We start from the raw sequence: 24,400 nt of genomic DNA, 5'->3' as shown, positions 1-24,400 counted from the left end.
AGGCGTCGCGGGCGCCGGTAGGTCAGAGCAGGCCGCCGCGGCGTGCGTGGTCGAGCGCGTCGACCCGCGAATTCGTGCCCAGCTTGCCGTAGATGCCGCGCAGATGGGTTTTGACGGTGTTGACGGAGACACCGAGGTCCTCGGCGATCTGCTGGGCGGTGCGGCCGGAGGGCAACTGTTTGAGCACGGTCATCTCGGTGTGGGTCAAGGCGGGATAGGCGGGCCTGCGGCGCGCGGCGGGATGCCGCCGGATCGACTCCGCGAAGCTCTCCGCCCGGCCGAGCCGGCCCGCGTAGCTGTCCAGCAGCGGCATCGCGGCGGGCACGTCGAGGAACGGGCGCAGGAGCCGGTGCGGCGTCGCGGACCCGAGCGCGTGCTCGAGCGCGGTGAGCGCTTTGGCGGGGGCCCTGGACTCGTGCTGCGCCGCGGAGTACAGCAGCCAGCCGGTCACCGCGCTGACCGGCCGCAGGTCGCCGGCGCGATCCAGGAGCGGTTCGAGGACCGCGCAGCTCGCCTTGCGACGATCGGCCACCGCGTGCAGCGCCGCATCGGCCAAGCGCACTTCGGGGACTTCCCCGACGATGCCGCGGGCGCGTTCGACCAGCAGTTGCGCCGTCCTGGCATCGTGCACACGCAGCAGCGCCCACACCACCGGCAGGATCAGGCTGCCCGTGGCGGCCGGAACCGCCCGGTGCTCCAGCAGGGCCAGCAGGCTGCGACGCAGCGCGTCGACCGCGGCCGACTGTCCCTCGGCCCGCTCGAGCTCCAGCAACCGGCCCACGACATGGCCGCGCCAACCGGCGACCGGTCCGCAGGAACCGTCGTGATCGACACGCTCGGTGAGGAGGGATTCGACCTGGGCCGCGTCGGGCGTCTCGCCTTGCAGGTAGGCGCCGTAAGCGGCCACAGCGGTCGCCTGGACGGCATCGGTGGTCTCCCGCAGGCCGTGTTCCTCCGCGATCGCCAGTGCACGCGCCGCGCGGTCACGCATCGCGGTGGCGGCGTCGACGGCGTCGGCGGCGAACGCCAACCGGGTCAGTGCTCGCAGCACCAAGCGGGGACGGGTCGCGTGCTCGGCGAGTGCGAGTCCGGAATGCAGCAGTTGTTCGCCGCGTTCGACGGCGCCGCTCGCGATGAAGGCGGTGCCGATCTGGATCTCGGTGTAGGCGTCCAGATCGGGGTCGCCGGTCGGCGCGACGTCGTCCGGGATCCGGGTCGGGACGGCCCCGGTGGTCGCCGCGACGTCGATCGTCGCGGCGAGCGTGAGCGCGTCCAGCCGCTCGTGGGACGCGAAGGAGACCTTCGCGGCGCGGCGCGCCCGCGCGGTGTCCAGGCAGGCCACCGCGGCGGCGGTGCTGCCCGCCACCAACGCGTCGACGACGCGCACCAGCCACAGGAACGGGTCGTCGAGCAGGTCGGGCGCCGAGCGGGCGAGCTGATCGAACAACGTCGCGCCCATCCCGTCGAGGACCATGCGCAACGCGCAGGTCGACAGGAATTCGCGGAGCTGGTGCGGGTCCGCGCCCGCGAGCTCGTGCGGCAGCGCGGCAGCGGGCAGCCCCGCCGAGCACAACCAGCGGGCCGACTGGCGGTGCAGTTCCGCGCACAGCTGCGGCCCCAGGCGGCGGCCCTCGGCGAGGAAGAGAGCGCGCACCAGCGGATGACAGGAGAACCACACGTCGCCGTCGCGAACGACGGAAGCGATCGGGAAGTCGATCCGATCGAGCTCGTAGAGATGATGCCCCGCACCGCCGCCGACGAGCTCGTCGGCGAGCTGCTCGGTGAACGCGACGGGAACGCTGGTGTAGGTGAGGAACTGGCGCAGCGCGGGCGGCAGGCCCGTGACGAGTTCGCTCGTCAGATAGTCGGCGATCGCGCGCGCCGGGCGCGCGAGCACGGTGAGCGCCGCGCCGCGGTCGTCGGACCTGGCGGCCACCTGGGTCGCGGCGATGCGCACGAGGGCGGCCCAGCCCTGGGTCAGGGTGCACAGCGTCTCGAGTTCGGCGCCGGTGAGTTCGCAGCCGTGATCCCGGCACAGCGTGTCGATCTCGGCCGGGGTGAAGGCGAGTTCGCCCGGACCCCATCGGGTGAGCCGGGCGTGCAGGTCGAGGACGTGCCAGCGGATCGGCGGAGCGAATCGGGCGCACAGCACCGTCGTGACCGTCTGCGGGGCGTGGTGCAGGAAGTATTCGACGCCGGCCAGCGCGAGCGGGTCGGTGAGCAGATGAGCGTCGTCGAGTACGAGGACCGTCCGCGTCGTCCGTGCCGACAGGGCTTCGACGAGCGCCGCGGCCTGGGCGATCGGCGGTCCGGGGCACGCGGTGACCGCGATGTCGAAGCGCGCGTGCAGCGCGGTCCACAGAGCCGCGGCATCGTCGAGCCGGTCGGTGACGGTCAGCCAGGCGACATCGGATCCGTTCGCGGCGCGCCGGGCGGCCCAGTCGGCCGTCAGCACGGATTTCCCGGTCCCAGCGGGCGCGCAGATCAGCAGCACGTGTCCGTCGCGAGCGGACGACAACCGGTCGGCGTCGGCGTAGAGCGTGGGCCGGGGAATCGGAGTGAACGGCAACGCCGGTATCTCGGCAGCGGATTCCGCCGCGGCGGGGATGCGGCGTAGAGCGGGGACGTGCGAGGTGGTCACCGTGCCTCCCGGGCCGTGTGCTGACAGATCACTACCGCGCCTCGGTAGCGGAACATACCCAATGGGAAGTCGGCTCGATCCCGTCGTGTGTCGTCGTTATGGAATTTTCATTTCGCAAGGCCGCGAAATATCGGAGTCACCCGAAACGGGTGAAGTGCCGGACGGTGTGACTGGTGGAGATTCGGAAGGCGTCCGTCCACTACTTCCCGAGAAAGGGGGCGACCGATGACGCACATGACCGAACCGGAGCCACACCCCGTCCGCCGTGGCATCGCGGCGGGCACGTCCATAGCGGCCGCGATCCTGCTGCTGACCGTCGGTGTGCTGTCGATCTTCGAGGGCATCTCGGCCGTCGCCGAGGACGAACTCATCATCGTCGGCGCCGAGTACGTCTACAAGTTCGACACCACCACCTGGGGCTGGATTCATATCGTGATCGGCATCCTGCTGGTCATCGCGGCGCTGGGCCTGATGACCGGCGCGACGTGGGCGCGGGTGGCGGCGATCTGCCTGGCGGCCCTGTCGATCATCGCGAACTTCATGTGGCTGCCGTACTACCCGGCGTGGTCGATCCTGGTGATCGCGTTGAACATCGTCGTGATCTGGGCGGTGGCCACGTGGCGGCCGGAAGCCGTCTGACCGGGCGGACATTCGCGCCCGCGCGCCCGCGGACGGCACGCTGGAGGGCGTGCCCCACCTGAGCAAAGGGGCGAACGCGCCCGTCGCCGCGCCGGCTGTGCGCGCGGTCCTGGAGTGGCCGGCCGGCCCCGGCGTGCCCGCACCCGACCTGTCGGCGCTGTTGTCGAGCGCGGCAGGCCGGGTCCGGTCGGACGCGGACTTCGTGTTCTACAACCAACCCGAACGCCTTTGCGGCGCCGTCCGATACCTCGGCGGGCAGGGTGCGGCCGACGCGTTCGAGGTCGACTCGGCTCGAGTGGAGCCCGGCGTCGATCGCGTCGTGGTGTGCGCGTCCGCCGACGGCGCGCCGTTCGGACGAATCGCGGGATCGCTTCTGCGGCTGCTCGTTACGGCCACCGGCGCCGAGATCGCGCGTTTCGACATCGCCGCGGGATCGGGGACGGCTTCGGTGTATCCCCAGGGGCTCGCTTCATGGAGAACATTGCGGCGCTTTCATACTCCGGTGAACGGAAACCGGAGCCTCCGCCGCGGTGTGCCTGCGATACCCGCGCGGCGCGTAGCGTTCCGGTGAGCAAACTTCGCCGATCGATCGGTGCAGTCGGCCTTTGGGCTGTCACCATAGGCGAGGTTGTGGTATCCACCTTCCGGACCGCACTACGAAATCGAAGGGACGCCAATGCCCAGCAAGCCCCCGCTCGTTCTTCTGCACGGTGTCACGATGTCCGAACGGGTGTGGGACGACGTCACGCCCTTGCTCGCCGCCCGGCACGAGGTGATCACACCGACCGCGCTGGGCCATCGGGGCGGCCCGCCCGCCCTGCGGCGACCGGCGCGGGTCGAGCATCTGGTGGACGACATCGAACGGCGGCTCGACGGGCTGGGGCTGCGCCGGGTGCACCTCGCGGGCAATTCGCTGGGTGGCTGGATGGCGATCGAATTGGCCCGTCGCGGTCGAGCCGAGACCGTCTGCGCGCTCTCGCCCGCCGGGTTCTGGGACTCCAGCGACCGCAGCCGGTCGGCCGCGACTCGCCGCATCACCCGTGAGGCGCTCACCGGGCAGCTGCTGGGATTCCTCGCCCCGCTGGGGCTGCGCAGCGCGGTGGTGCGGCGGATCGCGTTGCGCAACATCGCCGTGCACGGTGATCGCCTCAGCGCGGCGCAGGCCATGACCTGCTTACGCGACCTGCTGGGGTGCACCGTCACCGCCGACTTGCTCGGCACCGACGAACAGATCGCTCCGCTCGCCCCGCTGCCGTGCCCGGTCACAGTGGCCTGGGCGGAACACGACCGGGTGCTGCCCGAACCGATCCACGGCCCGATCGCCCGAATTCGGCTGCCCGAGGCCGTGTACTCCGTGCTGCCCGACACCGGTCACGTGCCGATGATCGATGACCCGCGGTTGGTCGCGCAGACGATCCTGACGACCACGAGCAGCGCCGCCGCCGAGGCGTCCTGAGCGCCCCGGACGGATATCCCGAGACGCCGCCCGGTCACACGTCGAGCAGGTGGGGCAACCCGGCCCGGTAGCGGTCGGCGTCGATGCGTTTCCACGGCTCGAACACCGGCAAGGACACCAGCGGGAAGATCGGCACGCGGGGCGCCGGGTCGTCGGCGGCATCGAGGATGGCGTTGGTCGCGGCGCGTCCGGATTCGTTGGCGCCCTCCATCGTCGCCAGGTCGATGTTGTTGCGCACATGGTCGCCGCCGAAGAACAGGTTCGGAACGGCGCAGCGCGCCTGCGGGCGATGGTCGTAGGAGCCGACCGTGTTGACCAGCAGCGGCGTCGCGTTGTGGATGCCGCTCGGACTCCAGCTGATCCCGGGGTCCAGATGCCAGGAGCGGATGTCCTCGGGACGAAGCCAGCCCGTTCCGGTATTGAGCCATTCGGTGAGCTGTGCCCACACCTCTTCGGCGATCTCGGCGGCGGTGCACTGTTTGGCCGGACGGCGGAAGCGGATGCCGGGGGAATCCCAGTCGGAGATGTCCACCGAAAGGCATTCCCGCACGGTGCCGTCGCCGTAGCGGGCGGCGAAATCGCCCACCCACATCGGCGCTTGTCGCAACGCGGTGAGCGCCCACGGGGAGCCGAGCGCCGCGATGTGGCCTTCCGGCAGCTCGGTGGGACGGGCGAGGTAGTACTGGATGCCGACCATCCAATCGGTACGCAGCTCCCGCATGCCGGCCAGATGCGGGTCGGCGTCGAGGATGTCGTCGCTGAGCAGCGGCACCGCGTTGTCCACCGGCATCGCGCACAGGTACCAGTCCGCGGTGACCGCCGTGGTGCGGCCGCTGGGATCGGTCACCGTCGCCGAGGCGATCCTGCCGTCGCGCAACTGCAGCCGCGTCGCCCGCTTGCCCATGGCGAACTGCACGCCCCGTGACCGCAGATAAGCCACCCAGGGGTCGATCCAAGCCTCATTGGTGGGGCGGTTGAGAATGCGGTCGATACCGGCGGAATACTGCGGGATCGCCCCGCTGCCCGCCAGCACCAGCGCCTCGCCGATGGTGCCGATCGTCCGGGCCGAACTCACCTGAGGTTTGGCCGCCACGGTGATCCGGGTCAGGGCGCTGACCAGGTATTCGCGATAAGCCGGTGACTTGCCCTCGGCGCGCAGGATCTGCTCCCACGTCACGTATTCCCACTGTCCGAAGCGACGTTCGGTGCAGGAGGTGAACCAGACGACCATCTGTTTGGCGAAGAACGCCAGTTCGGCCGGTGGTAATTCGGGGATGAAGCCGAAGGCGCCGATCAGGGTGTTCTGCAACCGCTGCGGGTCGAGCTGGTCCAGGCCGCCGAATTCGACCGGCGCGTAGATCGGCGGCCTGCCCCGGAAACCCGCGACGGTGCCCTCGACCCGGACCAGGTTGCCCGCGACGCCATCGGGATTGCCCGGGAAGGGAATGCGCCGCATGGTGTCCGGGAGATTCTGGTAGCAGCCGGGGAAGAACCGGAAGCCGTGCTCGCCGGGCAGGTCGGCCCGGCCGCCGGTGCCGGTGCCGAGCACGCCCATGCTGCGGGCCTTGCCGCCGAGGAACGCCGGTTCGTAGACGGTGACCGCGTAGCCGCGTTCGATCAGTTCGTGTGCCGCCGACAGCCCGGCGACTCCGCCGCCGAGGATCGCGACCGACTTGCCCCCGGTGCGCGGCCCGGGCGTTCAGCGTGCTGTGGGGGCCGCGTGCGCCGGTGCGGCGGCGACGGCCAGGCCGGCCGCGAGCGAGCCGCGCAGCAGGTCGCGGCGGGTGAGGTCGATGGTCGGCCGAGGACGCGAGTCATGCATGTCGATCTCCTGAAGATGCCGCGAGAGCGCGCCGCGGCGGCCGGGACTGGATGGCGTCGGCAGGATCGGGGCGCGTGAATGCGCAGGCCTCCCTCCGTTCGGAGACCGCGTCGCGGCATTCGCCCACCAGGTCCGCGAGGATCGGCCAGGGAGCCCGCCACGAGGCGCGCAGCGCGCCCGCCGCGAACGTCGCCGCGCGTGCGGGAGTGAAGACCTCCGCGGGAGTCACGGTGCGGGAGAAGATTTCGGTCACCGCGTCCGCCAGCGTGGGATCGGTTGCGGCTCTGCGATAGAGCTCGATCTCCAGTGGTCGCATCGCCGTGCCCCGGGCCAGCCGGTTGGTCCACTGGTAGACGCTCAGGCATTCGCGATCGCGCAGCCGTTCCCACGCGGCCAATGCGGTGTCGAGGTGCTCGGGGTTGTCGAGGGCCGGCGCGGTGAGCTCGCCGAGCAGCCGGCCGTAGCGCAGAGCGTCGCGGATGCCCTGCGCGGTCACCGGATCTTTGAAATGGCCCGCGTCGCCGGGCAGCGCCCACCCCGGGCCGGTGGAGTGCCGGAAGTAGGAGGCCAAGCGGGTGGCCGAACGCACTCGCCCGACGCGGCGGCAGTCCCGCAGGCGCCGCTGCAGCCCGGGCAGCTGCTCGATCGCCTCCTGATAGCGGCGCTCGGCGCGCCCCGCGCCCGGTTCGCCGGGGTGCGCGGGCGGCTGGACGAGGCTCAGCAGCAAGCCGTCGTCGCAGGGGAACGCGGTGCCGAGATCGGGACCGGACCGCCATTGAGACGCGATGTGCCGCTGATCGGGCGCGCCGTCGTACCAGTACGCGAAGTAGCAGTCCCGTCCGCTCGGCGCGGACAGCCGGGGGCGGTCGACGCCGACGAGCCGGGCCACCGTGCTGCGACGTCCGTCGGCTCCGACGACCAGGCGGGCGCGCACCTCACGAGCGCCATCCCCGTCGGCATAGCGGACGCCCACGCAGCGATCGCCGGACCACAGCAGGTCGGTGACCCGGACGCCCTGGCGAACCCGCGCGCCGGCGTCCACAGCGGTGGCGACGAGCGCGGCGTCCAATCCGGTCCGCCGCACGCACATCGCGTAGTCGACGCCGTCCACCGGCGTGAACGAGGACCGGACCTGGTAGCCGCCGCCGTCAGCGAAGGCCGTGGTCAGCGGGGGCGCGCCGAGCCCGAGGACACGCGCGAGGGCACCGACGCGGCGCAGTTCGGCCAGGCCGCCGGGCCACAGCAGGTGCGTCGACAGCGTGTCGGAGGGGAACCGCGCGGAGTCCAGTGCGAGGACGTCACGCCCGGCCCGCGCGAAGGCGACGGCGGCCGCGGACCCCGCGCAGCGTGCGCCGACCACCACCACATCGGTGTACTCGATTGCCGGAGAGGGGGATCCGCGCATGCCCGAACACCTCGGTCACATAGTCTCGGACACTGTGTCCGATCGATGGTGAGCGGTGGCCGCCCGAATGTCAATATCGGTGCCGTGTCGGCAGAATGGGGAGACGCACCCGACCCGGCACAGCCGAGCAACGCGGCCCGTGCCGCAGAGAGGAGCCGGATGCCCTCGCTGACCCGCGTCCCCAGAAACGCGCGCAAACCGGTCGACGATCGGCGCGCGGAGTTCGAGCGACGCGTCCTCGCCGCCGTGGAGGACCTGCTCGCCGACGGCACGCCCTACACCGAGATCGCCGTGCACCGGATCGCCGCCGCGTCACAGTCGGCGCGGTCGACGTTCTACCGGTACTTCCCGGACAAGAGCCGACTGCTGATCCGCATGGCCGAGTTGGCCACGGCGGATCTGTTCGAGGCCGCCGAGCGCTGGTGGATCGCCGAGCACACCGGAGGGCAGGCGGGCGTGGTGGCGGCCGTGCGGACCATGATCGCGGGGTTTCGCGAGCACCGGTCGCTGCTGCTGGCGCTGAGCGAGGTGGCGGCCTACGACCGCGACGTCGGCGCGTATTGGCGCGGCCGGGTCGCCTCGTTCGTGCAGGTGGTGCGATCGCGCCTGGAGACCGACCGGACCGAGGGCCGGATCAGCCCGGCGATCGACCCGCAGGCCACCGCCGTGGTGCTGACCTCGATGGTGGAACGCGCGATCGCCGCCGGATTCTCCTCCGGCTCGGGCGTCACCGACGACGCGCTCGCCGAGGCGCTGGGCCGGGCGATCTGGTTGACGGTCTACGGCGACGCACCGCAGCGCTGACGGAACCCACGGCCGCGCAAACGGATTCATTGCTACAGTCGCGCCCATGACGCAACCCCTGCGGATCGGCATCCTGGGCGCCGCCCGCATCGCCCCCGCCGCTGTCGTGCGCCCCGCGCGGGCGCACCCGGACGTGGTGGTCGCCGCCGTGGCCGCGCGCGAGCCGGAACGCGGACGTGCGTTCGCGCGCGAGCACGGCATCGAGCGGGTCTTCGACAGCTACGCCGCGCTGATCGCCGCGCCGGATATCGACGCCGTCTACAACCCGCTGCCGAACGGCCTGCACGGCCGGTGGACGAAGGAGGCCATCGGGGCGGGCAAGCACGTGCTGTGCGAGAAGCCGTTCACCGCCAACGCCGCCGAGGCACAGGAGGTCGCGGCGCTGGCGGTGCGGTCGGATCGGGTGGTCATGGAGGCGTTTCACTACCGCTACCACCCCATGACCAGGCGGGCCGAGCAGATCATCGCCTCCGGTGAACTCGGCGAGCTGGTGCGGGTGGAGGCCGCGATGTGCTTTCCGCTGCCGCGATTCTCCGACATCCGCTACGACTACGCGCTCGCCGGCGGGGCGCTGATGGACGCGGGCTGCTACGCGGTGCACATGGCGAGGGTGTTCGGCGGCGAGGAACCGGAGGTCGTCGCGGCCACCGCGAAGCTGCGCGGCCCGCGCATCGACCGCGCGATGAGCGCCGAACTGCGTTTCCCGTCCGGTCACACCGGCCGGGTGCGTTGCTCGATGTGGTCGTCGGACGTGCTTCGCATCGGCGCGCGCGTGGTGGGTGAGCGCGGTGAACTGCGGTTGCTCAACCCGGTGGCGCCGCAATTGCCGCGCAGGCTGTGGGTGCGTTCGGAGCGCGGCAGGCGCACGGAGAAGATCTCGCGCCGCAGCACCTACGCCTATCAGCTCGACGCCTTCGCCGCGGCGGTGCGCGACGGTGAGCCGGCGCTCACCTCGCCGGACGACGCGGTGGCGACGATGACCGTCATCGATGCCATCTATGCGGCCGCGGGCCTGCCGCTACGGCAACCGGCCTGAGGAAGCCGCCGTGATCGCCTCGGCATAAACCGCCACGAGGCGTTCGGTGAAGCGGGACTGCAGCGTCCGGCCGGCGTGGCGGGCGAGGACCTCCCGCATGGCGGCGAGCCGGTCCGGCTGCTCCACCAGCACGCGCAGCGCCTCGGCCAGCGCGTCGGTCGAGGAATCACGGGCACGCAATTCCCCACCCTCCGGCACGGTTTCGGTGACGTCGGGGTCGCAGTGCAGCACCGGAATGCCCGCCGCGACCGCCTCCAGCAGCACCATGCCCTGCGTGTCGCACCCGGCGGACGGGAACAGCAGCACGTCGTGGAACCGCATGGCCGCCAGGCATTCCGCCTGGCTCACCTCGCCGTGCAACCGGACCCGCTCGCGCAGCCCGAGCCGGTCGACCGCCGCGCGCACACGCGCCTCCAGCGCTCCCGCACCGTAGATGTCGAGGGTGCAGCCCGCGTCCCGGTGCACCGCCTCGATGGCGTCCAGCGGCCGCTTCTCCGCGGAGAACCGGCCGCACCAGAGCACTCGCAGCTCACGATCGCGGCTGCCGGAGCGCTCGGGAAGCGCGCGCACGAGATCGTCGTCGACCCCGTTGGACACCACGTGGATCGGCCGGTCCACGCCGTGCGCGGCCAGCCGCCGGGCGAAATGCCGGGTAGGCACGACGACTTGGTCCGCGGCCTGCGCCTGGGCGACCAGCGGCCGCCAGGCGTGCCGCGCGGTGCGGCTTTCCGGCAGGCGCGGCATCGCCTCGCGCAGACCGACGAACGCACCGTGCAGGAGGCGCGTGGTCAGCGCGGCGAGGTAGGGGGACGGGGAATTGCGTTCGATGAACGAGTCGTCGCGGCTGTGCATGGACTGCACGACCGGAAGGCCGTGGCGGCGCGCGGCGCGCAACCCGGCGACGCCCGCGCCGTAGGTGGTCTGCGCGTGCACGACGTCGAAGCCGCGCACGGCGAACACCGCGTCGACGAGGCGTGCGTTGCGGCGGGTGGGCAGGGCGACCGGATAGCCGTTCACCGTCACTCCGCTCGTGGTCGCCAGCAGGACGATATCCGGGTCCGGCGGTGTGGATCGCGGTGCCGGAATGGTGAATACCGTGACGTGATGCCCCAGCCGCTCCAACGCCGCGCGCTGCGCGCGCATCGACGTCTGGATGCCACCGAGGGTGGCGGGGTGGAAGTCCGCGAACATGGCGATGCGCAGCGCACGGCCGTCGCCGTTCGGTTCGCTCACACGGTGCCCCGCGATCGGGGGACCGGCTGCCGACAGCCGTCGAGGAATTCGAGGATGTGCCCGTACACGTCCAGGGCCGCGCCGCGACCGAGGAAGGTGTCGAGATGACCGTAGGAAGGGATCTCCACGTAGCGGACGTCCAGCTGGGGATGCCGGGTGCCGAGCACATCGTGGCACAGTTTGTTCGAATCGAGCCAGACCTCGTTGCGGCTGCCCGACAGCAGCAGCACCGGGCAGTCGATCCGATCGGCATGGTCGAGCGCGTTCTCCGGCAGCGCGCGGTAGCGGTCGTCGTTGTCGTTCCAGCGCTGCACCGCGTGCGCCAGCTCCATGCGCCGCAGCTGCGGAAGAACATGGACCGGGATCGGCCCGAACAGCTCGGCGAGCCGGTCGTGGGTACGCGGATCGAGATGGTCGTGCACGAACAGCTCCACACCCATGCCCCAGCCGCCGTGCACCATCCGGCAGGTGGGATCGGTACATTCGCCTTTCCGGGTGAGCAGGGCGTAGAGCAGCGTTTTACGCGACCACAGCCCCACTTTTCGGAAATCGGACTCGACGTGGTGGACGCGGGAGCCGAGCAGTTCGCCGCCCACGAGCACGCGCATCCGCACCGAGCTGCTCACCTTGGGGGTGAGGAAGACACCTTGGGCCACCACCCCGGCGAGGCCCGGTACCAATCCCGCGGCCAGGCTCATCGACAGCGCCAGGGCGCCGACGCAGTGCGCGACCACGAACAGCGGCCGGTCGCCGATGCGCGCGCGGATCTGCTCCACGGCGCCGGGAAGGTCGTAGAGGGCCACGTCGTCGAAGCTGAAGCGCGGACCGGCGGCGTTGTAGGGCAGGCGGCAGCTGCCGCGCCAATCCAGCAGCCACGGTTGGTATCCCGCGTCGAGCAGCGCGTCGACGAGGTTGCGGATCTCGGGCAGCAGGAACATGTCCGAGGACACCCCGTGGCCGTGGACCAGCAGGACCGCGGGCCGGTCGGCGTCGTCGACGACGACACGGCGCAAGCCCAGCCGAATGCCGTCGGCGGCCTGGAACGGGATCTCCTCCACGGCGGGCGCGGCGCCCGGGCGGATGGGGGTGAGCATCAGCGCGACTCCTTCGCGTTCCGGCGCAGATCCAGCAGCTCGGTGCCCACGCGCAACGCCGGCTCCAGCAGGCCCTTGCCGAGCTGGGATCCGAACCAGCTCAGCCACAACAGTTTCGCGGTCCGCCGCTGCCGTTCGGACAAGCGCGGATCCACCTCGATGCCGTCGATCTGATCGCGCAGGTAGGTCTCCAGCGGGACGGCGACCTCGCCGGTGAGGCTCACCGGTTCGCCCGCGCGTCCGAGTTCCACGGTGAGCGTGCGCGCCTGCCGGACGACGGTGCGGCGCGCCTCGGCGTATTTGTACCCGGACAGCCACCACGCGCCGCCTTCGGCATCGCGCAGCGACAACCGGTAGTGCATCAGCGGATGCTTCCACCCGTGGCGCAGCGGAATGCCGTCGTGCGGGCGCACCGACAGCGCTCCGGATACGGTGAGCGGTTCGTCGTGCAGCCGGGCGCAGCGCATCTCGCCGCTGACGTCGACCGTGCGCCCGGCCACCAGCTGGTGGGTGCTCGCGATGGACAGCCGCAGCGTCAGCGTGCAGGAGGTGTCGGCGGCCGCGTCGACGGGCCCGAGCGCGCCCACCAGCGTCTCGGTGAACCACAGATACGGCGTGTCCTCCGGCTGGGGCAGCCGCGCCAAGCCGCCGCCCGCGAGCATCTCCAGCGTCTTGCGTTGCGACTGCGCGCCGTAGCGGACCGGCTCGGGCAGGTTGTGGGCGCGCAGGAAAGCGCGGGTGCGCTCGTCACCCGCGGCGGGCGCGGAGGCCATCGTCTCCAGCGGGTGACGGGCGACGGGACTCTGCAGCACCTGCGCCAGCGATTCCAGCTCCGGCACCGGCTCGGTGCGGATGCGTTCCACCACCTCGTCGCACCAGGCCGCCCAGTGCTGCACCCGCATGTCCATGCCGATCGCCGCCGACTCGCCGAGCATCTGCTCCAGCGTGGTCGGCGTGCCGGTGAGATGGTAGTTGCGGCCCCACGCGTCCGGCGCCCCCACGATCGCCGCGGCGACCTTGCTCACCCAATCCACCGGGGCCACATGCAGATTGCGCAGCGCGGGGACGGTGCCGAACCGCGACAGCGCCGCGATGATGCCGCTGTTGAGGTCGCGGGGATTGTGCGCGCCGGTCTCGCGATGCCCGCCGATGCCGCCGGGGCGCAGCACCGTGACGACCACCCCGTGCTCGCGTGCCCGCCGCAGCACCGCCTCGGCGGCCCATTTCGTCCGGTCGTAGCCGATCACGAGTTTGCCGACGTTCGCCACCGGGTCGTCCTCGCCCATCGCGGCGATGCCGAGCTCGTTGAACACCGCGATCGAGGAGACGTGGTGCAGCGGTTTCGGTCTGCCGGTCGCCGCCAGCCGCGCCAGGGTCAGCGGGCCCAGGACGTTGCCGCTACGCAGAGACGGGTAGCCGCGCAGGAAGTCGACCGCGGCGGCGACGTTGACGATCGCGTCGATCTCCTCCGCCAGCGTGGCCCAGCCTTCCTCGGACAACCCGAGACACGGCTCGCGCAGATCGCCGGTCAGCACCGTCACGCGCCTGCGCACCTCCGCCGACCACGGCAGCAGGAACCGCGTGAGCGCCGCGGCCAGCCGATCGAGGGCGGCCGCCTCGTCCTGGGCGCGGATCAGGCAGACGACGTGCGCGTCGCTGCCGCGCAACAGATCCAGCAGCAGATGGCTGCCGAGGAAGCCGGTGGCGCCGGTGAGCAGCACCCGACGCGGGACGACGCGCTGCGGCGGGTCCACGAACGGCAGCCGGTCGGCTCCGGCGACATCGGACATGATCTGCGCGAGCTGCTCGTCCACGGTCTCCGGGACCGCCACGGTGGTGGCCTGTCCGGTCGGCGGGGAGCCCAGCCAGCGCTGGGCCAGCCTGCGCGGACGGGCGTCGGCGAACACGTCGTCCAGCTCGAGGTGCACGCCGAGTTCGCCGGCCAGCGTCGCGACGAACTGCACCGCGGCGACCGACGTGCCGCCGCCGTCGAAGAAATCCGTGTCCGGCCCGACGGTCTCGGCGGTGAACCGGTTCGCCACCTGGGTGACCGCCGCCGTGAGCGACTCGACGTCCCATTCCCGGGGACGCTCGACGGCCGCCGTCGCGGTGCGCGTCGCGCCCCCGGCGCGCGCCAGCAGCGCGGCCACGTCCAGACCGCCGCCGCGTTCGATGGCCTCGGCGAGGTCGCGCCGATCCGCTCGCGGGTGCTCACCGTTCACGCTGCGCACAGGAAACTCCTTGTCGGCCATGGTCATTGCGCCCAGGATCGGAACGTCCGCAGGCGATCCAGCGGCACTTCGGGTTCGAGCCGCTCGGCGTCGACGTCGCCGCCGCCCAGCGCGGCGGCCAACCGGCGCGCGGGCACATTGCGCGCGGTGCGGTGGACGGTCATGCGCACCGTCGCGCAGCCCAGCGCCGCCGCGCGGTCGGCCAGCCAGCTCAGCAGGCGTTCCTCGACGCCGCGGCCGAGGGCGCGGCAGCTGAGATGCCAGCCGAGCACCCGCAGCACGGTCCCGTCGGCGTGCAGGGCCAGCACGGCGATGGTTCCGTAGTCACCGAACCGGTCCCGCGCCGCGGCCGTCCACACCTCGCCGTCCGCGCGCCAGCGGTCGACATCCTGCTCGGTACCGGCGCTGAGAGCGAATTGGCTGGTGCGCCGGACCAGTTGGGCGGCGCGCGCCCGCGTGCGGTCGGTCAGACGCTCGACGGTCACCGCCAACTGCAGACTGTCGAGGAACTGCGCGAAGTCCAGTTGCTCGCGGGCCAGGTCGCGCTCGCGTTCGTGCCGGTAGAACTCTGCCCGTTCGGCGTCCTCCGCGGTCACCGCCACCGGCGTCACCGGCCACAACCGGGTCAGAAACGCCTCCAGCTCGCCGACGGGCGGGCAGGTCACCGCGAGCACTTCCGGCAGCCGCGAGCGCATCTTCGCGATCTCGACCTGGTTGTCGTCGAGATAGACCACGTCATCGAGCGCGAGCCCCACAGCGTGGACGGCCTGCGCGAGCCGTTCGGCCTTGTCCTCCCATCCGGTGGAGACGACGGTGAAATCCGCGGCGCGCAGTGGACTGTCGGGGCGGTCCAGGACCGCGTGGACGGAATCCTCGTCGTTGTTGCTGATCAGCACGAGCAAGGTCCCGGCGGCGCGCCATTGCCGCAACCGCCGCGCCAGCGCGAGGCGCGGTGCGTCGAAACCGACGCCTGCCGGCCCGATCTCGCCCACGACGCCGCTCCACAAGGTGTCGTCGCCGTCCACGGCGACGACCTTCGGCGCGGGCAGCAGGGCGACGCGAGCGACGGCGGCGAGCGTCAACGCCACCGCGGCCTGGAACTCCTCGGTGAACGGCAGATGCGCCAGCGCGTCGGTCCGCTCGTCGAAGCGGTGCGCCACCGGGTGATCCCGGGTCCAGTCGGACTCGGTGAGCACCGCGACTCCGGGAATCTCCCGCATCTGCTCGGCGGTGCGCCGCTGCCACCGCGCCAGTCGCTCGTCGAGGGCGGGCGCGGGGAGGAATCCGACGATGATCGGTACCCGGGCGCGCTCGGCCGCTTCCCGGACGGCGGCGGGATACTGCGCGGCCAGGTCGGTGAGCGCGTCGTCGGACAGGGCGCCGAATCGCTCCAGGTCCGCCGCCCGCACCAGGACGATGCCCAGCGCGGTCGACGGCTGGGCGAACACTCCCGACGGGTCGCGCAGTCCGGCCAGGACGTGGTGGTAGGGCGCTTCGAGCACGGTCGGCCCGTCCGCGCCGTGGCCGTGCGCGGACGCCGCGCTGTACAGATCCGGCAGCTTGCCCAACGCGAACGTGGCCCCGAACGCGACACCGTGCGGTACGTCGGGGCGCGCTGCGCTCGACTGCGGGCGCACCGGCATCCCGGCCTGCTCGACGACTTCACCGAGCAGCGCCAGGTAGTCGTGCCCGAGGCGGGTGCAGGACGCGTCGTCGATGATGTCGGCGTTGTAGGTCAACCAGATCCGACCGGTGTCGGCCAGTACGGCCACCATGAGGTCGAGATCCGAGTACCCGGTTCCCACCGGGACGATGTCCGCGCGCCGGCTCGGCGCGCCGGCCCGCAGGTAGTTGAAGTACACCTCGACCAGCGGCGCGTTGTCCCGGTACAGGCCCTCCACGGCGAGCGCGGCGAGCACGCCGGAGAACCCGGCTCCGGGCACCAGCAGCCTGCGCAGCCGGTCGCCGGTCCGGCGCAGCAGGTCGTCGACCGACTCGCCGGGCTCGACGGTCGCGGGATAGGGCACCGGCACACCGAAATAGCCGACGGCCGTCGGCGCGTCGGCGTGGATACGGGTGTCCACGGGGACGGCGAGCGCGAAGCGATCGGTGTCCTGTCGCCGGGCGAGCAGGACGGTGAGCGTGCCGAGGAACAGCGCGGCGGGCGTGATGCCGAGTTCCCGGGCGCGCCGCGCCGCCTGATCCTGCAGCCCGGAGGGCAGTTCGAGCAGTACTTCTCCGGCACGGTGACTGCGCTGCGCGGGCCGGGGCCGGGCGAGGGTGAGGTCGAGGCGGCGGCAGCCCGCGAACTCCGCACGCCACTCGGCGTCGGGCTCGGCCTGCGGCGCCTGCGCGGCGAGCAGATCGTGGATGTCCTTGTTGGACGGGATGTCCGGGTACGGCGTGCCGGACAGCTCGGCGTCGATCTCCCCGGCGACCAGCACCATCGATTGGACGTCGCACATGCCGTGGTGCGCGCCGAAGATCAGCGTCTGCTCGCCGCTGTCGGAGATCAGCAGCTCGAACCGCCACAGCGGCCCCTGCGCCAGGTCGAACGGCTCGCGCATCAGCTCGCCGAACCTGGTGCGCGCGACGGTGTGGTCGAGCCGATCGACGGCCGTGCAGCGCAGCAGCGGCCCGCCCGGCCGGGCCCGCACCTGCAGCCGGGTGCCGTGCTCCTCGCTGGGCACCACGACCGTGCGCAGCGCCGCATGCCGCCCGGCGAGGCGGGCGAGGATCGCGTCCAGTTCGGCGTGGTCGACGGCCCGGTGCAGGCGCATGGCCAGCCCGCCGGTCTGGGCGGCACTCGGAATGCCTTGCTGCGCGGTGCGCAGCAGCCGCATCAAGTCCCGGGTGACGGGCAGGGTGACGACCTCGGGGACGTCCTGCTCGGCCGGGCGTGCGGCGGGCTCGGCGGTGTCCGTGCGCGCTGCCTCGCCGACGAGGTACTCCGCCAGCGCGACGGGACTCTGATGGGCAAAGATCTCGCTCAGCGGCACCAGGATGCCGGTGTCGTCGCGCAACCGGTTGCGCAGCTCCACCGCCATCAGCGAGTCCATGCCCAGTCCTTGCAACGACCGATCGGGCGTGATGGCGTCCACGCCGGTATGTCCCAGCACGTCGGCGGCCCGGCGCGCCACCACCTCCACCGCGAGCGCGGTCGACTCGCTCGGCGGCAAGCCGCGCAGCCGCTCGGCGAACCGCGACCGCATCGACGGATCGCCTGCCTCGCGATGGACGGCCGTGCGGCGCGACGACGGACGGATCAGCCCGCGCAGCAGCACCGGGACGGCCGGCGCGCGCCGCATCGCGTCGGCGTCGATCCGCATCGGCGCCAGCACCGGCTCGGTGCGCCGCAACGCCGCGTCGAACGCGGCCAAGCCGTCGTGCGCGGACAGCGGCCGCACGCCGGAGCGTTCCATGCGGCGGATGTCGGCCGCCGCCAGCACCTCGTGCATGTCCAGGCTCCACGGACCCCACGCCAGCGACTGCGCCGTGCGTCCCTGCGCGACCCGATGCGTGGCGAGGGCGTCGAGGTAGGCGTTGGCGGCGGCGTAGCTCGCCTGGCCTGGATTGCCGAGAACGCCCGCGACGGACGAGAACAGCACGAAGCAGGCGAGATCCATGTCCTCGGTCAGCTCGTGCAGATGGTGCGCCGCGTCGACTTTCGGGCGCAGCACTGCCGCGAGCCGTTCGGGCGTGAGCGAACCGAGCGTGCCGTCGTCGAGCACCATCGCGGCGTGCACGACGCCGCTGAGCGTGCGTCCACGCAGCACCTCGGCCAGCGCGGCCCGATCGGCGACGTCGCAGCGGGTGAAGACCACATCCGCTCCGAGACCGGTCAATTCGGCGCGCAGTTCGTCGGCGCCGGGTCCGTCGGCCCCTCGGCGGCTGACCAGCAGCAGCTTGCCGACGCCGTAGGCCCGCACCAGGTGCCGGGCCAGCAGTGACCCGAGCCGTCCCGGCGCTCCGGTGACGAGCACGTAGCCGTCTCCGAAGTCCGGGCGGCCCGGCACATCGACCGTCATCGGCGGCCGCGCCAGCCGCGGCGCGGAGAGCGCGCCGTCGCGTACGAGCACCTGCGCCGCACCGGAGGCCAGCACCGCGGCCATATTCAGGTCGGCGTCAGCACTGTCGACCAGCACGATGCGGTCCGGATTCTCCGACTGCGCCACCCGAGCCAAGCCCCAGACCGCGGCTCCCGCGGTGTTCGGGATGTCCTCGCCGGGCAGCGCCATTGCCCGGCGGGTACGCACCACGATGGTCGCCGCCGCCAGACGCGGGTCGTCCACTGCCGCCTGTAAGGCTTCGAGCGTGTGCCGGACCGCCGCGTGCACCGCGTCGATCGAATCGCCCTCGGCGACCTCGATGAGCACCGCTTCCGGGGTGGGGTGCTCCGGGCCGAGCGCCGACCAGGACACCGCGGTGACCGGCCGGACCGTCGCCGGTGCCGGAAGGGCCGTCCATTCCGGGCGGAACAACGTGCGGCGCGCGACGGACAGCGCCCCGTCGAGCAGTTGCGCCACGGGCGCGGGCCGCAGCACCAGCGATCGCACCGACACGACCGGGCGGCCGATGGGATCGCTCGCCCAGACGCGCACCCCCTCGGAGCCGTCGTGCGAGATCCGCACCCGCAGAGTCGTCGCGCCGGAGGCGCGCAAGCTCACCCCGGCCCACGCGAACGGCAGCAGCGCCGAATCGCTTTCGTCCGCGCTCAGCAGCAGCGCCGCGTGGAGTGCGGAGTCGAGCAACGCCGGATGGATCTCGAACCGCGCGGCGTCACCGTGGGCGGCCTGCGGAAGGGCCACCTCCGCGAAGACTTCCGCGCCGCGCCGCCACGCCGCGCGCACCGACCGGAACATCGGCCCGTACCGATGCCCCCGCCCGGACAGCCGCGCGTACATGTCGTCCACGTCGACGCTCGCCGCACCGGCCGGCGGCCATACGGCGGCGTCGAGATGACCGGCATCGGCTTCCTGTTCCTGCGCCAGCACCCCGCGAGCGTGCAACGTCCATGCCGTGTCCAGATCTCGTTCCAGGCGCGAGTGGATCGAGACGGGACGGCCGCCGGTCGCGTCGGCGTCCCCGACCGTCACCTGGAGCTGCACCGCCGCCTCCTCCGGAAGCACCAGCGGGGCGTGCAGCACGAGTTCGCGCACGTCGCCCGCGGCCACTTCGTCACCGGCGCGGATCGCCAGTTCCACCAGACCGGTCCCGGGCAGGATCACCGCGCCGGGCGCGGCATGCTCGGCCAGCCACGGATGGGTCCGCAGCGAGATCCGTCCGGTGAGCGTCACGCCGCCGGAATCAGGGTGCGGCACAACGGCGCCGACGAAGGGATGGCCCGCGGACTGCAACCCGAGCGCGGCGGCGTCCTCGGACGCCGATTCGGTCCAGAACCGCCGCCGGTCGAAGGCGTAGGTCGGCAGGTCGACGCTGCCGCGCGCGGGCACCAGACGCGACCAGTCGAGGTCGCGGCCCGCCACCCAGAGCGCGGCCTGGGCGCGGGCCAGGCTGCGCGGCCCGTCCTGCTCGCGCACCAGCGAACCGACCGCGACCACCTCGCGACCGGTCTGCTCCGCGACGGCCCGCACCGCGGTGGTCAGCAGCGGATGGACGCCCAGTTCGACGAAATAGCGGAACCCGTCGCCGATCATGCGCTCGATGGTGTCGGCGAACCGAACCGGTTCACGGGCATTGCGATACCAGTAGCCGCCGTCGGCGGAATCATCCGTCAGCTGCTCACCCAGCACGGTGGAGTACCACGCGACAGCCGGTGACGCGGGGGTCAACCCGGCGAGTTCGTCCAGCAGTGGCTCGCGGATCGGTTCCAGCAGAGCCGAATGTCCTGCCAGCGCCGGTCCCGCGGCCAGTATCCGCACCTCGACCCGGTCGTCTTCGAGTTCTCGTGCCAGCGCCTCGACCGCGTGGCGGGCTCCGGCCACGACCGTGGAGCCGGGAATGTTGACCGCCGCGACCGACACCGCCGCGTCCGCGGCCAAGCGCGGCGCGAGCCGCTGCTCGGGCAGGCCGACCATCGCCATCGCGCCTTCCTCGGCGATGCCTGCCAGCAGGCGGCTGCGGGCCACGACGACCTGTGCCGCCTCGTCGAGCGTCAACGCGCCGGCGACATAGGCGGCGGCGATCTCGCCTTGGCTGTGCCCGATCACGGCATCCGGGAGGACGCCCACGTCCCGCCAGGTGGCCGCGAGCGCGGCCATGGTGGCGAACAGCAGCGGCTGCACGAGGGTGAAGTCGCCCAGTTGCGCCGGGGTGAGCCCGAACAGCGCGGTGGCCAGCGACCATCCGGTGCGGTGGCGGAACGCTTCGTCGCAGCGGGCGAACTCGGCGCGGAACACTTCGGAGCGGGCCAGCATGTCCCGCGCCATCCCCGCCCACTGCACGCCTTGGCCGGGGAACACGAACGCCGTCTTGCCGGCGGTGAGCGCCGCGTCCGCGGCCACCACGACGTCGGGCGCCGTCCGCCGCTCGACCAGAGCGCCGAGGCCGGACAACATGTCGTCGCGGTCGCCCGCGACGACGACGGCGCGCCATTCGAACGGGGTGCGCTGCACCGCCAGGGAGCGGGATACGGGTGCGGGCGTCAGAGCGTGGTCACCGGTGACGTGCTCGAGCAGACGGCGCGCCTGACCGTGCAGCGAGGCCCGGTTGCGGGCCGAGATCGGCAGCAGGGCCACCCGAATGTCCTCCGGCGCGTCGTCGAACTCGCCGGACGTGTCGTCGAGTGCGGGCGCCTCCTCCAGGATGAGATGGGCGTTGGTGCCGCTGAGCCCGAACGCGCTGACTCCCGCGCGGCGCGGCCGGGCGCCGCGAGGCCACGGCATCGGATCGGTTCGCACGGCCAATCCGCTGCCGTCCCAGTCGATCTGCGCGGTGAGCGGCCCGTCGTGCGCCATCCCCGGTATCCGTTCGTGGTGCAGCCCGAGGACCAGCTTGATGACCCCGCCGATGCCGGCCGCCGCCTGGGTGTGGCCGACATTGGATTTCAGCGAGCCCACCCCGAGCGGACGCTCCGGCTCCCGGCCGGGACCGAAGACGCGAGCCAGCGCGCGCGCTTCGATCGGATCGCCGAGGGCGGTGCCGGTGCCGTGCGCTTCCACGTAGTCCACGTCCGCGGGCGTCAGTCCCGCCGAGCGCAACGCCGCGTTGATGACCTGTTCCTGGGCGAACCCGTTGGGGGCGCTGATTCCTTGGCTGCGGCCGTCCTGGTTGATCGCGGAGCCGCGGAACACCGCGAGCACCTTGTCGCCGTCGCGCCGGGCGTCCTCGAGCCGCTTCAACAACACCAGACCGGCGCCCTCGGCCCAGACCGTGCCGTCCGCGCCCGCCGAGAACGGCGCGCAGCGGCCCGACGGAGAAAGCACACCGAGTTTGCACAACTCCACGTGCGCGGTCGGGCCCATCAGCAGCGTCGCGCCCCCGGCCAACGCGAGATCGCACTCGCCCGCGCGCAAGCCCTGCGCGGCCAGATGCATGGCGACGATCGAGGAGGAGCACGCGGTGTCGAGGGTGACGGCGGGTCCGTGGAAGCCCAGTGTGTACGCGACCCGGCCGGAAGCCACGCTCGGCGAGAGACCGGTGCCCACCTGCCCGTTGAGCTGCTGCGGTGCCGGGTCGGCGAGATAGCCGGTGCTGTACACCCCGAAGTAGACGCCGGTCATGCTGCCCTGCAGCTGTCTCGGGTCGCGGCCCGAGCGTTCGATCGCCTCCCAGCTCAGTTCCAGCATCAACCGTTGCTGCGGGTCCATCACCGCCGCTTCGCGCGGACCGATGCCGAAGAACGCGGCGTCGAACTCGTCGACCTGGGTGAGGTACCCACCGCGGAAGGTGTACGCCTTGCCCTCCGCCGCCGGGTCCGGGTCGTAGAGCCCGTCGACGCTCCAGCGCCCCGGCGGCACCTCCGACAGTCCGTCGCGTCCGTCGTCCAGCATGCGCCACAGCGATTCCGGATCGTCGGCGCCGCCGGGGAAACGACAGGCCATCGCGATGATCGCGATGGCGTCGTCGGTGCGCTCCTGGCGCGCGACGGGCGCGGTCTCGGCTCCGGTGCGGTGCAGCGCCGCCACCACTTGCGCGATGGTGGGATGCTCGAAGAACAAGTTGGTGTCCAGCGTCCGTCCGACCTGGTCGGACAACTCCACGACGAGCTCGACGAGATCCGCTGAGCCCAGGCCGAATTCGACCAGCGGACGATGCACGTCGATGCGGGCGGGATCGAGGTAGGCCAACCGGGCGATGATCTCCACCAGCCGGTTCTGCAATTCTTCGGCGGTCATCGCGGCACCGGCCGGCGCGCTCTCCGGGGCGCCGAACTCCTCGAACTCACCGCCTGTGGGCAGCACCGGGGCGAACTCGCCGTCGAGATACGCCGCGCGGCAGGCTTGCCGCTGCACCTTGCCGCTGCTGGTCTTCAGGAGCGCGCCGGGCCGGATCAGGACCACCGAACGCAGCGTGAGCCCGTGCTCGGCGCCGATCGCCGCGCGGATCGCGTCTTCGGCGTCGGCTAGTTCGGCCGGATCCTCGCTGCGCACCTCGGCGACGACGACAGGCCGTTCCCCCTCGATGCCCTCGTCCACGGAGAACGCCGCCACACACCCCGCGCGGACGGCCTCGTGCGCCGTTTCGGCCGTCAGCTCCAGGTCCTGCGGGTAATGGTTCTTGCCGTCGATGATCAGCAGATCCTTGCGCCTGCCCGTGACGAACAGCTCGCCGCCGGATCGGAAACCCAGATCCCCGGTGCGCAGGAAGGCGCGGGCGTCACCGTCGAGCCGGGCGTGGAAGGTCTCGGCGGTGGCCGCTTCGTTGCCGAAATACCCTGCCGCGACACTGGTGCCCGACACCCAGATCTCGCCTTCGACGCCGTCGGCGCACTCGGTGCGCCGCTCCGGGTCCGCGACGACGATCGATAGTCCGTCGGCCGCACGCCCCACGCCGACCAGTTCCGACCGGCCCGGCGGCAGGAGCACCGTCGGCCGCGCGCCGAGTTCGGCGGCGCTGACGATGAGCGTCGCCTCGGCCAGGCCGTAAACCGGCTGGAACGACTCCGCCCGGAATCCCGCGCTCGCGAAGGTGTCGGCGAACCGGCGCACGGTGGCCGGACGCACCGTCTCCGAGCCGTTGAACGCCACCCGCCAGCCGCGCAGGTCGAGCCGATCGATCTGCTCGGACGTCATCCGGCGCAGGCACAGCTCGTAGCCGAAGTTGGGGCCGCCGCTGGTGTGCGCGCCGAACGCCGACACCGCTTGCGGCCAGCGCTCGGGGCGCTCCAGGAAGTGCCTCGGCGAGAACAGCACCGCGTTCGCCCCGACGAACATCGTCTGCAACACCGGCGCGATGAGCCCCATGTCGTGGTACATCGGCAGCCAGCTGACGAACAACGCGTCGGGCAGCGACGCCAGCACCTCCGGCGTATGGCCCAGCGCCCTGGCGATGGCGCCCTCGTTGTGCAGCAGGTTCGCGTGGGTGACCACGACGCCGCGCGGCGCGCTCGTCGAACCCGAGGTGTATTGCAGGAAAGCGACCGAGTCCGGGCCGACGTCGGGCCTGCGCCACGCGGCCGCCGCGTCGTCGGGAATCTCGTCGGTGGCCAGCCAAGCGGGTGCCCGCAGCTCGGGGAGTTGCTCGACCGCCGCGGCCGCGTCGGCGCGGACCCGGCCGGTGGTGAGCACCGCGTCGACGCCGGCATCGGTGACCATGTGCCGCAACCGCCGCAGGGACCGCGCGTCCAGCTGCGGCAGCGGTGCGGGCACGGCGACGACGTTCGCGGCCAGGCAGCCGAAAAAGCTCGCGATGAAATCCAATCCGGACGGATACAGCAGCAGCGCCCGGCGGATGCCGCGATCCTGCACAGCGGCGGCGATCGCCCGCGCCCGCACCGACACGGCGGCGTAGGTGATCTCGTCGACGGGACCGTCGGCGTCACCCGTCCGCAGGAAGCGGTAAGCCGTGCCGGCCGAGTGGGTTTCGCCACGGCTGAGCAGGACATCGACGAACGAACGGTATTCGGTCATGCGGTTCA

13 protein-coding genes are annotated in these 24,400 nt (G+C 72.0%); 5 read left to right on the top strand and 8 right to left on the bottom strand.

The features are described from left to right. Nucleotides 1-22: 22 nt before the first annotated feature. Nucleotides 23-2,641, bottom strand: coding sequence for a LuxR C-terminal-related transcriptional regulator (locus GVY64_RS20520; RefSeq protein ID WP_159843819.1), 2,619 nt, complete (start codon nt 2,639-2,641; stop codon nt 23-25). A 225-nt stretch (nt 2,642-2,866) separates the two neighbouring features. Between GVY64_RS20520 and GVY64_RS20515 the strand changes: the two genes are divergently transcribed. The 3 genes from GVY64_RS20515 (at nt 2,867) to GVY64_RS20505 (ending at nt 4,736) form a co-directional block, all read left to right on the top strand. Further along, nucleotides 2,867-3,280 (top strand): DUF7144 family membrane protein, encoded by a 414-nt coding sequence (locus GVY64_RS20515; RefSeq protein ID WP_159843817.1) that lies wholly within the window; start codon nt 2,867-2,869, stop codon nt 3,278-3,280. Nucleotides 3,281-3,329: 49 nt separating this feature from the next. Beyond that, nucleotides 3,330-3,851, top strand: coding sequence for a TerD family protein (locus GVY64_RS20510; RefSeq protein ID WP_201298081.1), 522 nt, complete (start codon nt 3,330-3,332; stop codon nt 3,849-3,851). Between the two features lie 147 nt (nt 3,852-3,998). Then, nucleotides 3,999-4,736, top strand: coding sequence for an alpha/beta fold hydrolase (locus GVY64_RS20505; RefSeq protein WP_236567018.1), 738 nt, complete (start codon nt 3,999-4,001; stop codon nt 4,734-4,736). A gap of 34 nt (nt 4,737-4,770) precedes the next feature. Here the strand turns inward: GVY64_RS20505 and GVY64_RS20500 are convergent, their stop codons facing one another. From GVY64_RS20500 to GVY64_RS20495, 3 genes are read right to left on the bottom strand one after another with little or no spacing between them, the layout of a single operon-like run. After that, nucleotides 4,771-6,399 carry a hydroxysqualene dehydroxylase gene (locus GVY64_RS20500; protein ID WP_236567023.1) on the bottom strand — a complete coding sequence of 543 codons (1,629 nt, stop codon included), beginning with the start codon at nt 6,397-6,399 and terminating at the stop codon, nt 4,771-4,773. Nucleotides 6,400-6,435: 36 nt separating this feature from the next. Continuing rightward, nucleotides 6,436-6,558 (bottom strand): twin-arginine translocation signal domain-containing protein, encoded by a 123-nt coding sequence (locus GVY64_RS37910; RefSeq protein ID WP_236567017.1) that lies wholly within the window; start codon nt 6,556-6,558, stop codon nt 6,436-6,438. Next, nucleotides 6,551-7,963, bottom strand: coding sequence for an NAD(P)/FAD-dependent oxidoreductase (locus GVY64_RS20495; RefSeq protein ID WP_159843813.1), 1,413 nt, complete (start codon nt 7,961-7,963; stop codon nt 6,551-6,553). Before GVY64_RS20495 ends, GVY64_RS37910 begins: the two co-directional genes overlap by 8 nt. Nucleotides 7,964-8,122: 159 nt before the next feature. Here GVY64_RS20495 and GVY64_RS20490 point away from each other — a divergent pair, with 159 nt between their 5' ends. Together GVY64_RS20490 and GVY64_RS20485 are read left to right on the top strand one after the other, a co-directional pair. Further along, nucleotides 8,123-8,767 (top strand): TetR/AcrR family transcriptional regulator, encoded by a 645-nt coding sequence (locus GVY64_RS20490; protein WP_159843810.1) that lies wholly within the window; start codon nt 8,123-8,125, stop codon nt 8,765-8,767. Nucleotides 8,768-8,813: 46 nt separating this feature from the next. Next, a complete protein-coding gene (locus tag GVY64_RS20485; RefSeq protein ID WP_159843808.1) occupies nt 8,814-9,803 on the top strand; it encodes a Gfo/Idh/MocA family protein in 990 nt (329 codons plus the stop codon). Here the strand turns inward: GVY64_RS20485 and GVY64_RS20480 are convergent. The 4 genes from GVY64_RS20480 to GVY64_RS20465 are packed head-to-tail and all read right to left on the bottom strand — an operon-like array spanning nt 9,786 to nt 24,392. Next, entirely contained in the window at nt 9,786-11,036 is a 1,251-nt protein-coding gene (locus GVY64_RS20480) for a glycosyltransferase (protein WP_236567016.1), read from the bottom strand. The two genes, GVY64_RS20485 and GVY64_RS20480, sit on opposite strands and share 18 nt — an antisense overlap. Then, a complete protein-coding gene (locus tag GVY64_RS20475) occupies nt 11,033-12,130 on the bottom strand; it encodes an alpha/beta hydrolase (RefSeq protein WP_159843806.1) in 1,098 nt (365 codons plus the stop codon). The genes GVY64_RS20480 and GVY64_RS20475 overlap by 4 nt, the downstream gene beginning before the upstream one ends. Then, entirely contained in the window at nt 12,130-14,388 is a 2,259-nt protein-coding gene (locus tag GVY64_RS20470; protein ID WP_236567015.1) for a thioester reductase domain-containing protein, read from the bottom strand. Before GVY64_RS20470 ends, GVY64_RS20475 begins: the two co-directional genes overlap by 1 nt. Then, the gene (locus tag GVY64_RS20465; protein ID WP_159843804.1) at nt 14,385-24,392 is read right to left on the bottom strand and encodes a hybrid fatty acyl-AMP ligase/type I polyketide synthase; all 10,008 of its coding nucleotides are present in this window, start codon (nt 24,390-24,392) and stop codon (nt 14,385-14,387) included. The genes GVY64_RS20470 and GVY64_RS20465 overlap by 4 nt, the downstream gene beginning before the upstream one ends. Nucleotides 24,393-24,400 lie beyond the last annotated feature (8 nt).

Source organism: Nocardia sp. CY41, from assembly GCF_009829325.1.
Classification (GTDB): Bacteria; Actinomycetota; Actinomycetes; order Mycobacteriales; family Mycobacteriaceae; genus Nocardia.
Note: the sequence above shows the minus strand (reverse complement) of the source record. Positions and strands in the feature narration are given on the sequence as shown.

What these genes read in the sequence shown, in the direction of transcription:
- GVY64_RS20515 (WP_159843817.1), top strand. Translation starts at nt 2,867, where the DNA reads ATGACGCACATGACCGAACCGGAGCCACACCCCGTCCGCCGTGGCATC.
- GVY64_RS20505 (WP_236567018.1), top strand. Translation starts at nt 3,999, where the DNA reads ATGTCCGAACGGGTGTGGGACGACGTCACGCCCTTGCTCGCCGCCCGG.
- GVY64_RS37910 (WP_236567017.1), bottom strand. Translation starts at nt 6,558, where the DNA reads ATGCATGACTCGCGTCCTCGGCCGACCATCGACCTCACCCGCCGCGAC.
- GVY64_RS20495 (WP_159843813.1), bottom strand. Translation starts at nt 7,963, where the DNA reads ATGCGCGGATCCCCCTCTCCGGCAATCGAGTACACCGATGTGGTGGTG.
- GVY64_RS20490 (WP_159843810.1), top strand. Translation starts at nt 8,123, where the DNA reads ATGCCCTCGCTGACCCGCGTCCCCAGAAACGCGCGCAAACCGGTCGAC.
- GVY64_RS20485 (WP_159843808.1), top strand. Translation starts at nt 8,814, where the DNA reads ATGACGCAACCCCTGCGGATCGGCATCCTGGGCGCCGCCCGCATCGCC.
- GVY64_RS20475 (WP_159843806.1), bottom strand. Translation starts at nt 12,130, where the DNA reads ATGCTCACCCCCATCCGCCCGGGCGCCGCGCCCGCCGTGGAGGAGATC.
- GVY64_RS20470 (WP_236567015.1), bottom strand. Translation starts at nt 14,388, where the DNA reads ATGACCATGGCCGACAAGGAGTTTCCTGTGCGCAGCGTGAACGGTGAG.
- GVY64_RS20465 (WP_159843804.1), bottom strand. Translation starts at nt 24,392, where the DNA reads ATGACCGAATACCGTTCGTTCGTCGATGTCCTGCTCAGCCGTGGCGAA.